The 12,794-nt window shown below is 64.1% G+C and carries 13 protein-coding genes and 1 pseudogene; 10 read left to right on the forward strand and 4 right to left on the reverse strand.

Going from position 1 to position 12,794, the window contains the following annotated elements:
* Positions 1–160 precede the first annotated feature (160 nt).
* From ACVJGD_RS12345 to ACVJGD_RS12390, 10 genes and pseudogenes are all read left to right on the forward strand, one after another.
* Complete coding sequence (locus tag ACVJGD_RS12345; protein WP_456634595.1) at positions 161–1,531, forward strand: histidine kinase; 1,371 nt, start codon at positions 161–163, stop codon at positions 1,529–1,531.
* Positions 1,531–2,184, forward strand: a complete 654-nt coding sequence (locus ACVJGD_RS12350; RefSeq protein WP_456634596.1) for a response regulator — start codon at positions 1,531–1,533, stop codon at positions 2,182–2,184. The genes ACVJGD_RS12345 and ACVJGD_RS12350 overlap by 1 nt, the downstream gene beginning before the upstream one ends.
* Before the next feature lie 170 nt (positions 2,185–2,354).
* Positions 2,355–3,662: an adenylosuccinate lyase gene (gene purB / locus ACVJGD_RS12355; RefSeq protein WP_456634597.1), complete on the forward strand. Its 1,308-nt coding sequence runs from the start codon at positions 2,355–2,357 to the stop codon at positions 3,660–3,662.
* A gap of 138 nt (positions 3,663–3,800) precedes the next feature.
* Entirely contained in the window at positions 3,801–4,586 is a 786-nt protein-coding gene (murI, locus tag ACVJGD_RS12360; RefSeq protein WP_456634598.1) for a glutamate racemase, read from the forward strand.
* Between the two features lie 65 nt (positions 4,587–4,651).
* Positions 4,652–5,428: an HpcH/HpaI aldolase family protein gene (locus ACVJGD_RS12365; protein ID WP_456634599.1), complete on the forward strand. Its 777-nt coding sequence runs from the start codon at positions 4,652–4,654 to the stop codon at positions 5,426–5,428.
* A 43-nt stretch (positions 5,429–5,471) separates the two neighbouring features.
* Positions 5,472–5,708, forward strand: a pseudogene (locus tag ACVJGD_RS12370) (cupin domain-containing protein); the annotation flags it as partial.
* A 184-nt stretch (positions 5,709–5,892) separates the two neighbouring features.
* The gene (locus ACVJGD_RS12375) at positions 5,893–6,666 is read left to right on the forward strand and encodes an acyltransferase (protein WP_456634600.1); all 774 of its coding nucleotides are present in this window, start codon (positions 5,893–5,895) and stop codon (positions 6,664–6,666) included.
* Positions 6,667–6,876: 210 nt separating this feature from the next.
* The gene (gene rpsD / locus ACVJGD_RS12380) at positions 6,877–7,494 is read left to right on the forward strand and encodes a 30S ribosomal protein S4 (protein ID WP_456634601.1); all 618 of its coding nucleotides are present in this window, start codon (positions 6,877–6,879) and stop codon (positions 7,492–7,494) included.
* A 291-nt stretch (positions 7,495–7,785) separates the two neighbouring features.
* Positions 7,786–8,082, forward strand: coding sequence for a type II toxin-antitoxin system RelE/ParE family toxin (locus tag ACVJGD_RS12385; protein ID WP_456634602.1), 297 nt, complete (start codon positions 7,786–7,788; stop codon positions 8,080–8,082).
* 56 nt (positions 8,083–8,138) lie between these two features.
* Positions 8,139–9,206: a threonine aldolase family protein gene (locus ACVJGD_RS12390; RefSeq protein WP_456640239.1), complete on the forward strand. Its 1,068-nt coding sequence runs from the start codon at positions 8,139–8,141 to the stop codon at positions 9,204–9,206.
* Positions 9,207–9,211: 5 nt separating this feature from the next.
* Here the strand turns inward: ACVJGD_RS12390 and ACVJGD_RS12395 are convergent, their stop codons facing one another.
* Genes ACVJGD_RS12395 through grxD form a run of 4 tightly spaced genes read right to left on the reverse strand, consistent with a single transcriptional unit; the run spans position 9,212 to position 12,700 of the window.
* Complete coding sequence (locus ACVJGD_RS12395; RefSeq protein ID WP_456634603.1) at positions 9,212–10,501, reverse strand: serine hydrolase domain-containing protein; 1,290 nt, start codon at positions 10,499–10,501, stop codon at positions 9,212–9,214.
* A complete protein-coding gene (locus tag ACVJGD_RS12400; RefSeq protein WP_456634604.1) occupies positions 10,482–11,774 on the reverse strand; it encodes a serine hydrolase domain-containing protein in 1,293 nt (430 codons plus the stop codon). The genes ACVJGD_RS12395 and ACVJGD_RS12400 overlap by 20 nt, the downstream gene beginning before the upstream one ends.
* A 42-nt stretch (positions 11,775–11,816) precedes the next feature.
* Entirely contained in the window at positions 11,817–12,362 is a 546-nt protein-coding gene (locus ACVJGD_RS12405; RefSeq protein ID WP_456634605.1) for an O-acetyl-ADP-ribose deacetylase, read from the reverse strand.
* A gap of 5 nt (positions 12,363–12,367) precedes the next feature.
* Complete coding sequence (gene grxD / locus ACVJGD_RS12410; RefSeq protein ID WP_225119355.1) at positions 12,368–12,700, reverse strand: Grx4 family monothiol glutaredoxin; 333 nt, start codon at positions 12,698–12,700, stop codon at positions 12,368–12,370.
* Positions 12,701–12,794: the final 94 nt, after the last annotated feature.

Below are 12,794 nucleotides of genomic sequence, written 5' to 3' on the forward strand. Positions count from 1 at the left end.
CGGTCCCCGGCTTTGTTAATCCGACACAGCAGGTTGCGTCCAAAGACATATGCCCGCGGTTCGTTGGGAAAATTTCCCGAGCTGCGCCTCCCCTGCCATCTTGCAATTGGCGTCGAATAGCGGTGCTGTTACCTTCGTAAAGAAGCCGCGGAGTGATCGCATGCGCCTCGTGCTCCAGCTCGTCGCCCGTCTGCTCGTCATCGTCATTCTGTGTCTGGGAGGCGCGACCGTTTGGGCGACGATCGACGCCTATCGCAGTGTCGACCGTGCCACGGCCGCATCCGCCGAACGGGTTTCGCAAGCGCTGGAAGCGCTTTACTGGCGCGAATTGCTGTTGCGCGGCAACAGGACACGCGAACATCTTTTGCCCGTACCGGAATGGCGCACCATCCAGACGATGAGCCTGATTTCGCCGGGCGTCTGCGTCCAGTTCGAGCCGAAGGGCGCGTTCGAGAATCCGCTCTGCGGCCAGAGCAAGGGGATCGGCGCATCGCCGCCACACTGGTTCGCAGCCGCCGTGGAGACATTCCTTGGCGGCCACGCCGCGGTCGCCCGGCCAATCAGTGCGCGCTCGGTCACCGCCGGCACGGTCTCGGCCGTCGCCGATCCTGACGCCGCGATATCGCTCGCCTGGCAACACATTCTCGATAACGTCCATGTCGCGCTGCTGATGGCGATGGCCATCGCCCTGCTTGCCTCGCTCGCGATTGCGCACGCGCTGGCCCCGGCGCAGTCGATCGTTGCCGCACTGCAGCGCATGGCGCACGGCCAATACCGAACACCGCTTCCGCGCTTCCGATCGATGGAACTTGCCATGATCGGGCAAGCGGTTGGCGAGCTCGGAGATCGCCTTGCGCAGGCCAGGGAAGAACGGGCTGTCCTGACCCGCCGGCTGCTTGAAATCCGCAGCGACGAGCGGCGGGCGCTGGCGCGCGAACTGCACGATGAGTTCGGGCAAAACCTCACGGCAATCCTCGCCTTCGCCAACACGATCGAAGCCGCCAGCGCGAAAGCGCAGGACCGAGGCGACGTCGCGCAGGATGCGCGGATGATCTCGCAAGCCACGCTGCACATCATGGCGTGCCTGCGCGGCACCCTGAACCGCCTGCGTCACCCGCCCGCCGAGGAGCTCGGGCTTGAGGCGAGCCTGATCAGCCTTGTTGATAGCTGGCGATCGCAGAACGCAACGCAGCCGATGATCCAGCTCGATCTCAAAGGCGATTTCGCCGACGTGCGCGGTACCGTCGCCGCGACCGCCTACCGCGTGGCCCAGGAATGCCTGACCAACTCGTTGCGGCACAGCGCGGCGCGCGAGATCGTGCTTCGGATCGAGCGGCGGACGGGTGTGGAAAATGCGCTGCTGGTCCGTGTCGAGGACGATGGGGGCGGCGATGCGGCCAAGGTGGCGCAGTCCGCCGGCTTAGGCCTGACCGGAATACGCGAGCGGGTGACCGCTCTCGGCGGCTCGCTGTCAATCGCGCGCGCAAGGCGCGGCCTCAGCGTTGCCGCCACGATCCCGCTTGCCGCCTGATGCCGGCGTCGCAAACCAGTGGCATTTCCATCCTGCTTGTCGACGACCATCCCGTGGTCCGGCAAGGCTACCGGCGCGTCCTGGAGCATCAAGGCGACTTCCGGGTAGTCGCCGAAGCCGATAACGCAGCCGACGCCTACCGCGCATTCAAGACGCACGCCCCTGACGTCGTGGTGATGGACATCTCGATGCCGGGAGCCAGCGGGCTCGAAGCTATCAGGAACATCCGGCTGCGCAGCGCTGCCGCGCGCATTCTCATCTTCAGCATGCATAGCGAGGCGGCGCTGGTGAAGGCCGCCTTCGGCGCCGGAGCGAGCGGCTATGTCACCAAGAGCAACGAGCCGACCGTGCTGATCGCGGCCATCCGTTCGGTGGCGCGAGGCGAACATGCGATGAGCGACGACGTCGCTCATGTCCTGGCTATGGAAAGCCTGACCCCGTCGGGATCGGTCCTCGACCAATTGGGGGAACGGGAGATCGAGATCCTGCGGCAACTGGCGGCCGGCTCGACCACGGAGCAAATCGCCGCAAACCTCAATCTCAGCATGAAGACGGTTCAGAACTATCACTATCTGATCAAGACCAAGACCGGCATGCGGACCGACGCGCAGCTCGTCCGCCTCGCCGTCGAGTGCGGGTTGACTAGCCTCTAGCCACGGCTCGCCCGGCAGTCTGCCGCGGCCTCTTTCGGAAGCGGCCCTATTTTCCACCCGCGAGAAGCCCCGTATGGGTGGCCTCTCCGAGCCCTCTCTGCTAAAGCGCAGCGTAAAAACAAATCGGCCGGGAGTCGCTTGGCGCCCCGCCCTGCACCTCGGAGTTTTCGATGATCCCCCGCTACACCCGCCCCGAGATGGCCGCGATCTGGGAGCCGCAGACCCGCTTCAAGATCTGGTTCGAGATCGAGGCGCATGCGGCCGATGCGCTGGCGGAACTCGGCGTCATCCCCAAGGAGGCGGCGAAGACGATCTGGGCCAGGGGCAAGGACGCAACCTTCGACGTCGCGCGGATCGACGAAATCGAGCGGGAGACCAAGCACGACGTCATCGCCTTCCTGACCCACCTGGCTGAGATCGTCGGTCCCGAGGCGCGCTTCGTGCACCAGGGCATGACCTCCTCCGACGTGCTCGATACCTGCCTCAACGTGCAGCTCACCCGCGCCGCGGATCTCCTGCTCGCCGATATCGACAGGGTTCTGGCCGCGCTGAAGAAGCGCGCCTTCGAGCACAAGATGACGCCGACCATCGGCCGCTCCCACGGCATCCACGCCGAGCCGGTGACCTTCGGCCTCAAGCTCGCCTACGCCTATGCCGAATTCTCCCGTGCCCGAGAGCGACTCGTCGCCGCCCGCAAGGAAGTCGCGACCTGCGCCATCTCGGGCGCGGTCGGCACCTTTGCGCAGATCGACCCGCGCGTGGAAGAGCATGTCGCCAAGGCCATGGGACTCGAGCCGGAGCCGATCTCGACCCAGGTGATCCCGCGCGACCGCCACGCGATGTATTTCGCGACGCTGGCCGTGATCGCCTCCTCGATCGAGCGCCTTGCAGTCGAAATCCGCCACCTGCAGCGTACCGAGGTGCTGGAAGCCGAAGAGTTCTTCTCGGAAGGGCAGAAGGGTTCGTCGGCGATGCCGCACAAGCGCAATCCGGTGCTGTCGGAGAACCTCTCCGGCCTGTCGCGGATGGTGCGGGCCTATGCAGTGCCCGCATTGGAGAACGTCGTGCTCTGGCACGAGCGCGACATCTCGCATTCCTCCGCCGAGCGCATGATGGGTCCGGACGCCACCGTAACGCTCGACTTCGCGCTGGTCCGCCTCGCCGGCCTGATCGAAAAACTGTTGGTCTATCCGCAGAACATGCAGAAGAACCTCGATCGCCTCGGCGGTCTGGTACATTCGCAGCGGGTCCTTATCGCCCTGACGCAAAAGGGCGCCAGCCGCGAGGACGCGTACAAATTCGTGCAGCGCAACGCCATGCCGGTCTGGCGCGGCGAAGGCGATTTCCTGACGCTGCTCAAGAAAGATCCGGACGTGAGGAAATATCTAAGCGATGCCGAGATCGAGGAGCAGTTCGACCTCGGCTATCACCTCAAGCATGTCGACACGATCTTCAAGCGCGTGTTCGGGGAAGCCTGAGCGGCAGTGAGTTCCTTTGCCTCCCGCTTGCGGGAGAAGGAGCGCAGTTTCCATCGCGAAGACAGGCGCTTAGCCGCAAGGCCGGCGGCGCCTTCAAATCAACTGAATCGTAACGCTGGAATGGGATAAGGTGGAACCGTGGCGACACCCCAAACCATTCTGGTATTCGATTCTGGCCTTGGCGGGCTGACGGTGTTGCGCGAGACCGTGCGCGCCCGACCCGACGCGCGTTACGTCTATGTCGCCGACGACGCCTTCTTTCCCTATGGCCACCATAGCGAGGACGAGATCATCGCGCGCGTGGTGCCGCTGGTGGGCGAATTGATCAGGAGCCACACGCCCGATCTGGTCGTGATCGCCTGCAATACCGCCTCCACGCTCGTCATGTCCCACCTGCGTGATGCCTATGACCTGCCCTTTGTCGGAACCGTGCCCGCGATCAAGCCGGCCTGCGCCAGTTCGAAGACCAAGCGCGTGTCCGTGCTTGGCACCAAGGGCACCGTCAAACGGGAATATACCAGAAAGCTGATCCACGATTTCGGGCAGGGCTGCGAGGTGACGCTGGTCGGCTCGGGCGAGCTCGCGTCGCTGGCGGAAGCCGCGCTACGCGGCCAGGAAGTCAGCGACGCCGATATCGCCACTGAACTTGAGCCCTGCTTTCTCGATGGCGCGGCGCGCACCGACACCGTGGTGCTCGCCTGCACGCATTATCCCTTGCTGCTGGATCGCCTGGTGAAACTCGCGCCATGGCCGGTCGACTGGATCGATCCGGCGCCCGCCATCGCGCGCCGCGTTTCCGATTTGCTCGGCCCGCCCGGCGACAGCAGAGACGAGGCCGGCGCCGAAATGCTCTTCACGTCCAGCCGCCCGCACACGCTGAGCCGGGCCTTGATGCCGTTTTTCGGCGGCCGGGTCCCGGCCTGAACTTTCTGCCGCCATACGGCGCAGATAGGGTTTGGTGGGCACCGCAAGCTTATTGGAGTTCTGCATTGACCTCCGCGACGCCAACTCCCCTCAACCGGCTGCGACAGCAATGGCGCGAGCGGCGCCCGACCTTCGGCGCCATCGCCACCATCCCGAGCATCCAGACCGTGCAGATCATGGCGCAGTCGCTCGACTGGATCATCGTCGACCTTGAGCATGGCCCGATCGACCTCGGCACCGCGCATGCGATGATCGTGGCGACCTCCGGCACGTCATGCGTGCCGATGGCGCGAATTGCCGCCAACGAGCCCTGGCTTGCCAAGGCGCCGATGGACATCGGTGCGCTCGGCATCAATTTCCCGATGATCTGCAGCCGCGCCGAGGCCGAGAAGGCCGCACGCAGCGTGCGTTATCCCCCCAGAGGCGACCGGCTGTGGGGACCGTTCCACGCCCCGTTCCGCTGGGGCGTCTCGATGGCGGACTATATGGCCACTGCCGATGACGACATGATCTGCATGATCACGATCGAGCATGTCGAGGCGGTCGAACGGATCGACGAGATCATGGCCACCCCCGGCATCGACATCGCCGTGATCGGGCCCGGCGATCTCGCCACCTCCATCAACAAGCGCGGCCTCCCCGATGATCCCGAAGTGGTGGCGCTGATGCAGCGCGCCGAGGAAGGCATCCTCAAGAGCGGCGTGCCGATCGGCGGGGTGGCGCGGTCCGCCGAGCAGGCCAACGCGATGATCGAGCGCGGCTATGCGGCGCTCGCGCTCGGCTTCGACTGGTCGCTGCTCCAGCGCGGCATTGCTGCGGGTTTTGCGGGTATCAGGCGCTAGGGTTGCTTCTCCCGCCAAGAGCGCGCTGCTAGGTTCCTCCCCGCCGGCTGGCGGTGCGGCGGGACGCCACACTCATCCCGGCGCCGAAACCGGCTATGTGCTGGATGGCGAACTTGAACTCGTGATCGACGGCCAGCCGCCGAAGACGATCAAAGCCGGCGAGTCCTACCAGATCCCGCCGGGCGCGATCCACGACGCAAAGGCCGGCGATAAGCCCTTCAAAGTGCTGGGGGTTTATGTGGCGCAGGCGGGAGAGCCGCTGGCCAAGCCGGCGCCCTGAAGCGCGATGACCTATTGGATTGTCATTTCGCTTTAGTTCCTTGTTTTCGCGTGATCTTTCGGGGTCATGCCCCAGAACCTGCCGGCAGCAACGCCGTTGGTTCATGCTCGGTTCAGGGCTGGCGAGCGGATACTCCGAGGCGCCAGCCTTCTCGTTGTTGAATGCAGGAACATCCGGCGGAGTAATGCGCGGAACGGCCCGAAAAATCTCAATCCCGCGCTGTTTCATCGCCGACCTCATGCGTGCGTCGCTCGACATCCCCTTCGTGTCGCTCGCTCGCCTCCTGAACGTCCAAGACCTGGTGGAAGCCCGCACGGCGGCTGCCCGTCCGCCCGGCTGGGCCGCGATCTTCGTCAAAGCCTTTGCCCTGGTGGCGAAAGACGAGCCGGCGCTGCGGACGCTCTACGTCAAATGGCCGTCGCCCGGCTTCTACGAACTGCCGTGCAGCGCCGCCACCGTCGCGATCGCGCGAGTCGTGGAAGGCGAGGATTGCGTGCTGCCGCAAAAGATCGGCACCCCCGAGGCTAGGCCGCTCGTCGAGATCGACGCCCTGATCCATCATGCCAAGGAGGCGCCGGTCGAGGACGTTGCGGCGTTCCGAAAGGTGCTGCGGGCGACCCGGCTGCCGCTGCCGCTGCGCCGCCTGCTCTGGTGGATCGGGCTGAATTCCGGGCGCCAGCGCGCCAATTACTTCGGCAGCTTTTCCGTGACCTCAGTGGGCGCCTTCGGTCCCGGGGAACTCCACGCCCTCACCCCCGGGCCGTTCATCATCAGCTACGGCATGGAGGCCGACGGGGCCATCAACGTGGTGCTGCGCTGGGACCACCGGATCACCGACGCCGCCCTCATCGCCCGGACGCTCTGCCGGCTGGAGCAGGTGCTGAATACCGAAATCGCCGCGGAATTGCGGGCCGATCGGCAGCAAACCGAAAGAGCAGTCCGGGCGGTTGCGACCTGACGGCACTAAATCTCCACCTCTTTCGTTGACAGGACGGCCATCCTTCCCCTAAAAGCCCCCTGCTCGCGGGCCGGTTTCGGCCCGCGATGCGTTTCGCGACCCGTGGTTCGTCCCGAGCTTTCGAGGCGGACCTGTCGGCACCGGCCACATGGCAGGCTGCACAGGAGGGCGCGTCTCCTCAAACCCAACTTTGACCTGAAGAGGACCGCGATGACAAAGCGCAGTGAGGCGAAATACAAGATCGATCGCCGCATGGGCCAGAATATCTGGGGCCGCCCGAAGAGCCCCGTGAACCGCCGCGAATATGGCCCGGGCCAGCACGGCCAGCGCCGCAAGGGCAAGCTCTCCGACTTCGGCGTGCAGCTCCGCGCCAAGCAGAAGCTCAAGGGCTACTACGCCAACATTTCCGAGCGCCAGTTCCACGGCATCTATGTCGAGGCCGGACGCCTCAAGGGCGACACCGGTGAGAACCTGATCGGCCTCTTGGAGCGCCGTCTCGACACGGTGGTCTATCGCGCCAAGTTCGTGTCCACGATGTTCGCCGCGCGCCAGTTCATCAACCACGGCCACGTCAAGGTGAACGGCCGCCGCGTCAATATCAGCAGCTACCGGCTCAAGATCGGCGACGTCATCGAGGTCAAGGAAGCCTCCAAGCAGCTAACGCCCGTTCTGGAAGCCATCCAGCTTCCCGAGCGCGACGTGCCCGACTTCCTCGAGGTCGATCACGGCAAGATGACCGCGAAGTTCATCCGCATTCCCGGCCTGTCCGACGTGCCGTTCCCGGTGCAGATGGAGCCGCACTTGATCGTCGAATTCTATTCGCGCTGATCGGACGGAACGTTTGAGGTATCGAAGGCCCCGGAATTCCGGGGCCTTTTTGTTTCCGGACCGATTGGTGCTATACTCAACGCATGTCGCAAACGAGCTATAAGCTAACTCGCGTGATGCCTTCCGCCGCGCCGACGGAAGAAGAGCTTGCCGCTTGGGCTGCTCTTCCCCGCGACGAGCAAGTGCGACGGTACCAGGAGTTGTTCCGACATCCCGACTGCAACACCTTCACTACAGACAGCCCCGAGGAAATCTTGGCCGCCGCACGCCAGCGTGTTGCCGCGCGACGCCATGGCTGAGTATCGGCTTTCTGACAGAGCCCGTGCCGATCTGATCGATATCTACGACTTTACAGAGAGTCGTTTCGGCGCCTATCAAGCCGATGCATACTATGCTGGCTTGCTGCGCTCTTTCGGACTTCTCGCTGACTTCCCCCTTATTGGCCAGCCCGTGGACGAGTTGGCAGCAGGCTATCGACGTTTCCGCTTTCAGTCGCATTTGATCTTCTACACCACGCAGGCTGATCAAGTCGAAATCCGCGCCATCCTCCACGGTGCCCAAAATATAAGGCCTCAGCTCTTCGAGTAGGCAGCGAGAACAACTCCGCCCGCGATCGTATCAGGCCAACGAAACCAATAAGGACAATCATGTACACCCCTGCCCCGCGCGATCCCAAGGCACCGCCTGTTCGCATCAATCTCTTGTCCGACACCCAGACACGCCCGACGCCGGCGATGCGGGAGGCGATGGCGTGGGCGGAAGTTGGCGACGAGCAGATTGGCGATGATCCGACCGTGAACCTGCTCTGCGAGCGCGTTGCCGAGTTGCTCGGCAAGGAAGCCGCGGTGTTCATGCCCTCCGGCACGATGTGCAACGTCGCCGCGACGCTGGCTTATTGCCGGCCGGGCGATGAGATCCTGGCGCATGCGACTGCCCATATCATCGCCCGCGAAGGGGGTGCGCATGCTGCGCTCGGCGGCTTCCAGATCACGCCGCTGCCCGGCGACGACGGCCAGTTCGCGCCGGAGACGTTCCGCGCGGCACTGCATCCGCGTTCGCGCTACCAGCCGCCGCAGGTGCTGGTCAGCGTCGAGCAGACCGCCAATATCGGCGGCGGCACGATCTGGAAGAAGGCCGCGCTCGACGAAATCGTCGGTATCGCGAAAGCCCACGGGCTCGCCACCCATATGGACGGCGCGCGGCTGCTCAACGCCACGGTCGCCACCGGCATTTCCGCACGCGACATGGCCGCCGGCTGGGATTCGGCCTGGATCGATTTCTCGAAAGGGTTGGGCGCGCCGATCGCCGGCGTCATCGCGGGCTCTCGCGATTTCATCGACGAGGTCTGGCGCTGGAAGCAGCGCCTTGGCGGCTCCATGCGCCAGGCTGGCATCTGCGCCGCCGCCTGCATCTATGCGCTCGACCATCACGTCGACCGCCTCGCCGACGATCACGCCAATGCAAGGGCGCTGGCGCGAGGGCTGTCGCAGATCGACGGCATCGTGGTGCAACAGCCCGAAACCAATCTCGTCTTCTTCAAGCCTGATGGTGCGGGCGTCGCCGGCGACAAGATGATCGCCGAACTAGGCAGGCGCGGCGTGCTGCTCGCGATGATGGATGGACGGATCAGGGCCTGCACGCATCTCGATGTCACGGCCGACATGATCGAGGAAACGGTCAGCCTGGTGCGCCAGATCGTGCGCGGAGCGTAAGCCGCTCACCGTCCCATCGCCTGATAGATCAGCGTCTTCAACTCCAGCTCGATCCGTCCGCGCTGCGTGGGCGTCTGCACCATCAGAATCGCGAACATGTCGTCTTCGGGATCGATGAAGAAGAAAGTGCCGGCGACGCCGTCCCAGCGGTATTCCCCACGCGGCCATGACGTGTTCGGAGGCGCCGATGTGCGCACGGCGAAGCCGAGACCGAAGCCGCTGTTGGCGCCGGGATAATAGCGGTCATCGCGCGCGATCTTGGTCTCCGGGCCGATATGATCCCTGGTCATCAGGGCGATGGTCTCCGGCTTGAGGTAGCGCCGCCCCTCGAACGTGCCGCGGTTCAACAGCATCTGCGCAAAACGCGCATAGTCGCCGATGGTGCCGACCATGCCGGCGCCGCCTGACTCCCATTTGCGCGGCTGCATGGGATCGCTGACCATCGTGGCCGGGCCGAGCGCACGGTCGTCCGGCATCGGCTCGGCGATGCGCGGCCGCTTGGCGGGATCGGCGACGTAGAAGACGGTCTCGTTCATCCCGAGCGGACCCAGCAGCCGCTCCTTTTCGAACTGGTATAGCGTCTTTCCCGAGATAACCTCGATCACGCGGCCGAGTATGTCGGTGGAATGCCCGTAATCCCAGAGGGTGCCCGGCTGCTCGGCCAGCGGCAATTTCGCGATCCGCGCGGCGAATTCGGCGTTGGTCCAGTCACCATTGAAAAGGTTCGCTTCCGCATAGAGCTTTCGCACCGTGCCGTCGCCGGAAAAGCCGTAGGTCAAACCAGACGTATGGCGCAGCAGATCCTCGATCGTGATCGGGCGCTTGAGCGACTCCAGCGCAAGCGTCGCGCTGCCGTTCTCCGCTCGCTGGTCGACGCCGACCTTCACATTCGCGAATGCGAGGATGTATTTTGACACGGGGTCGTCGAGCGCGAGCTTGCCGTCCTCCACCAGCATCATCGCGGCCACCGAGGTGATCGGCTTCGACATCGAATAGAGGCGGAAGATGGTATCCGCGCTCATCGAAAGCTGAGTGGCGACGTCGCGGACGCCGAAATTCTCGTAATAGACCGGCCTGCCGTGCTGCTGGATCAAGAGGATGGCGCCGGGAATCTTGCCGGTCACGATCTCGTTCCTGATGTAGTCGCTGACGCGCGCCAGCCCCGCGGCGGAAAAGCGGTACGCGCCGGTGGCCGGAGGTTCTGCGCGGGCGCCACATCCCGCAGCGACCAGAAGCGCGAGCGCCGCCGCGAGAACGAGGCGGCGGGAAAAAGCTTCAGTTCTCCATCGCTTCATAGACTAGCTGCTTCAGCGTCCGCTGGATGCGTTGCCGCTCGGTCGGCGTCTGCTCCAGGAGCACGAAAAACATGTCCTGTTTGCGGTCGATCACGAAATAGCAACCGCTGGCGCCGTCCCATTTCAGTTCGCCGAGCGAGCCCGGCGGCGGCGGCTTTGCGTTGCCGGGATCGGTCCGAACCGCAAGGCCAAGCCCGAAGCCAAAGCCATCGCCGGGGAAATAGAAATAGTCCCGCCCCACTCCCGAGCCGGGACCTACCTGATCGGTGGTCATCAGCTTGAATGTCTCGGGGGTCAGATAAGTCCGGCCATCGAATGTGCCGCCGTTGAGCAGCATCTGCGCAAAGCGCGAGAAGTCGGCCATGGTTGACACCATGCCGCCACTGGCAAACTCAATTTTCTTGACGACTGTCGGGTCGTTTTCGCGGCCAACCCGGAAATTGCTGTCATTCGGCATCGGCAGCGCCAGAAGTTTCTGCTTCGCCGGATCGGTGACGAGGAAACGGGTGTCGTTCATGCCGAGTGGATCGAGCAGCTTCTCCCGCTCGACCGCGAGCAGCGGCTTGCCGGACACGATCTCCATGATGCGCGCCAGCACGTCGGTGGAGTGGCCATATTGCCAGAGCGCGCCCGGCTGGTTGTGCAGCGGCAGCCTGGCGATCCGCTCGGCAAACTCGGCCAGATCGAAATCGCCGGCATAGAGATTGGCGGAGGCATAGGCCTTGCGGACCAGGCTGTCGCCATAGAAGCCATAGGTGATGCCGGAGGTGTGGCGCATCAGGTCGAGCACGGTCATCGGCCGGTCCGGCGGCACCAGTTCGAGCGTCTTGCTGCCGTCCTCGTTCTTCTTCTCGACGCCGACCTTCACGTTCGCAAAGGATGGGATGTATTTCGCGACCGGATCATCCAGCTTGAACTTGCCTTCCTGAAGCAACTGCATCGAGACGACGGCGGTGATCGCCTTCGTCATCGAAAACAGGCGGAAGATCGTCTTGTCGGTGATCGGCGCCTTGCTCGCCACATCCTGCACGCCGAAGGACTGGTGATAGACCGGCTTGCCATGCTGCTGAATCAGGACGATTGCGCCCGGGATTTTTCCGGTCGCCACCTCGTTGTTGAAGAACGTCCCGATCTTCGCAAGCTTGTCCTGGTTGAAATGCGCGCCTGCCGGAATATCGAACGTTCCTTCCGCACCAGCGGCGGGCAATGCAACAAGCACAAAAGGCATCAACGCGCCTGTCGCCAGCACGCGCAGCAATTTTACCGAATTCATTGGACCCCTCCCGAATTCGGCAGGGAGTGTAGCGGCGGCGCGTCAATCAGCACAAGGGCCGTCAAGACCGGCCAAAGACTGCTCATGCAGCCGGGCGCTGGCTTCAGAGAAGCAGCAGAAGATCACCCGGTTGACCGTCGGTGCGTGGCTAAGTCCCGCCGCGACCGTCCCGACCGAAATCCCGGCAGCACGGTCGGCGGGGAAGCGATAGACACCGGTCGAAATGGCGGGGAATGCCAGTGAGGCAAGCCCGTTCGCCTGACAGAGCTCGAGCGCGCGGCGATAGCAGGAGGCGAGCAATCCATCCTCGCCTTGATCGCCGCCGTGCCAGACCGGTCCGACGGCGTGAATGACATGCCGTGCGGGAAGCCGATAACCATGTGTGATCTTGGCATCGCCGGTCGCGCAGCCGCGCAACGTACGGCACTCGGCGAGCAGTTCGGGCCCCGCGGCACGGTGGATCGCGCCATCGACACCGCCTCCACCCAGGAGGGACGAATTGGCCGCGTTGACGATGGCGTCAACGCGCAGGGTGGTGATGTCGGCAACGACGACTTCGAGGCGCGCGTTACCGAGCTGGCGCGCCATCAGGCTCAGGCGGCGGCGCCGACCGGAACGCCCTTGTCGGCGAAAAGCTGCTGCAGCTCGCCGGCCTGGAACATCTCGCGGATGATGTCGCAGCCGCCGACGAACTCACCCTTGACGTAGAGCTGAGGAATGGTCGGCCAGTTCGAATAGACCTTGATGCCGTTGCGCAGTTCGGCGGACTCCAGCACGTTCAAACCTTTATAGCCCACGCCGATATGGTCGAGGATCTGCACGACCTGACCTGAGAAACCGCACTGCGGAAATTGTGGCGTGCCCTTCATGAACAGCACGACGTCGTTCGACTTCACTTCGTTGTCGATGAATTGTTCGATGCTCATTTTCGTTTCCCTTTGGGGCTCCGCCCCTTGCGGCACTTGGTGGGCCGGCTCGACCCGCTTACCCCGCGACTGGCTATATATGTAGCCCAAACCG

The sequence above is a fragment of the Bradyrhizobium sp. USDA 10063 genome (assembly GCF_054063735.1).

Excerpts from the sequence above, each read along its gene's own strand:
- ACVJGD_RS12345 (WP_456634595.1), top strand. The coding sequence starts at position 161 with ATGCGCCTCGTGCTCCAGCTCGTCGCCCGTCTGCTCGTCATCGTCATT.
- ACVJGD_RS12395 (WP_456634603.1), bottom strand. The coding sequence starts at position 10,501 with ATGAAGCGATGGAGAACTGAAGCTTTTTCCCGCCGCCTCGTTCTCGCG.
- ACVJGD_RS12405 (WP_456634605.1), bottom strand. The coding sequence starts at position 12,362 with ATGGCGCGCCAGCTCGGTAACGCGCGCCTCGAAGTCGTCGTTGCCGAC.
- rpsD (WP_456634601.1), top strand. The coding sequence starts at position 6,877 with ATGACAAAGCGCAGTGAGGCGAAATACAAGATCGATCGCCGCATGGGC.
- grxD (WP_225119355.1), bottom strand. The coding sequence starts at position 12,700 with ATGAGCATCGAACAATTCATCGACAACGAAGTGAAGTCGAACGACGTC.
- ACVJGD_RS12400 (WP_456634604.1), bottom strand. The coding sequence starts at position 11,774 with ATGAATTCGGTAAAATTGCTGCGCGTGCTGGCGACAGGCGCGTTGATG.
- ACVJGD_RS12375 (WP_456634600.1), top strand. The coding sequence starts at position 5,893 with ATGCGCGGAACGGCCCGAAAAATCTCAATCCCGCGCTGTTTCATCGCC.
- purB (WP_456634597.1), top strand. The coding sequence starts at position 2,355 with ATGATCCCCCGCTACACCCGCCCCGAGATGGCCGCGATCTGGGAGCCG.
- ACVJGD_RS12385 (WP_456634602.1), top strand. The coding sequence starts at position 7,786 with ATGGCTGAGTATCGGCTTTCTGACAGAGCCCGTGCCGATCTGATCGAT.
- ACVJGD_RS12350 (WP_456634596.1), top strand. The coding sequence starts at position 1,531 with ATGCCGGCGTCGCAAACCAGTGGCATTTCCATCCTGCTTGTCGACGAC.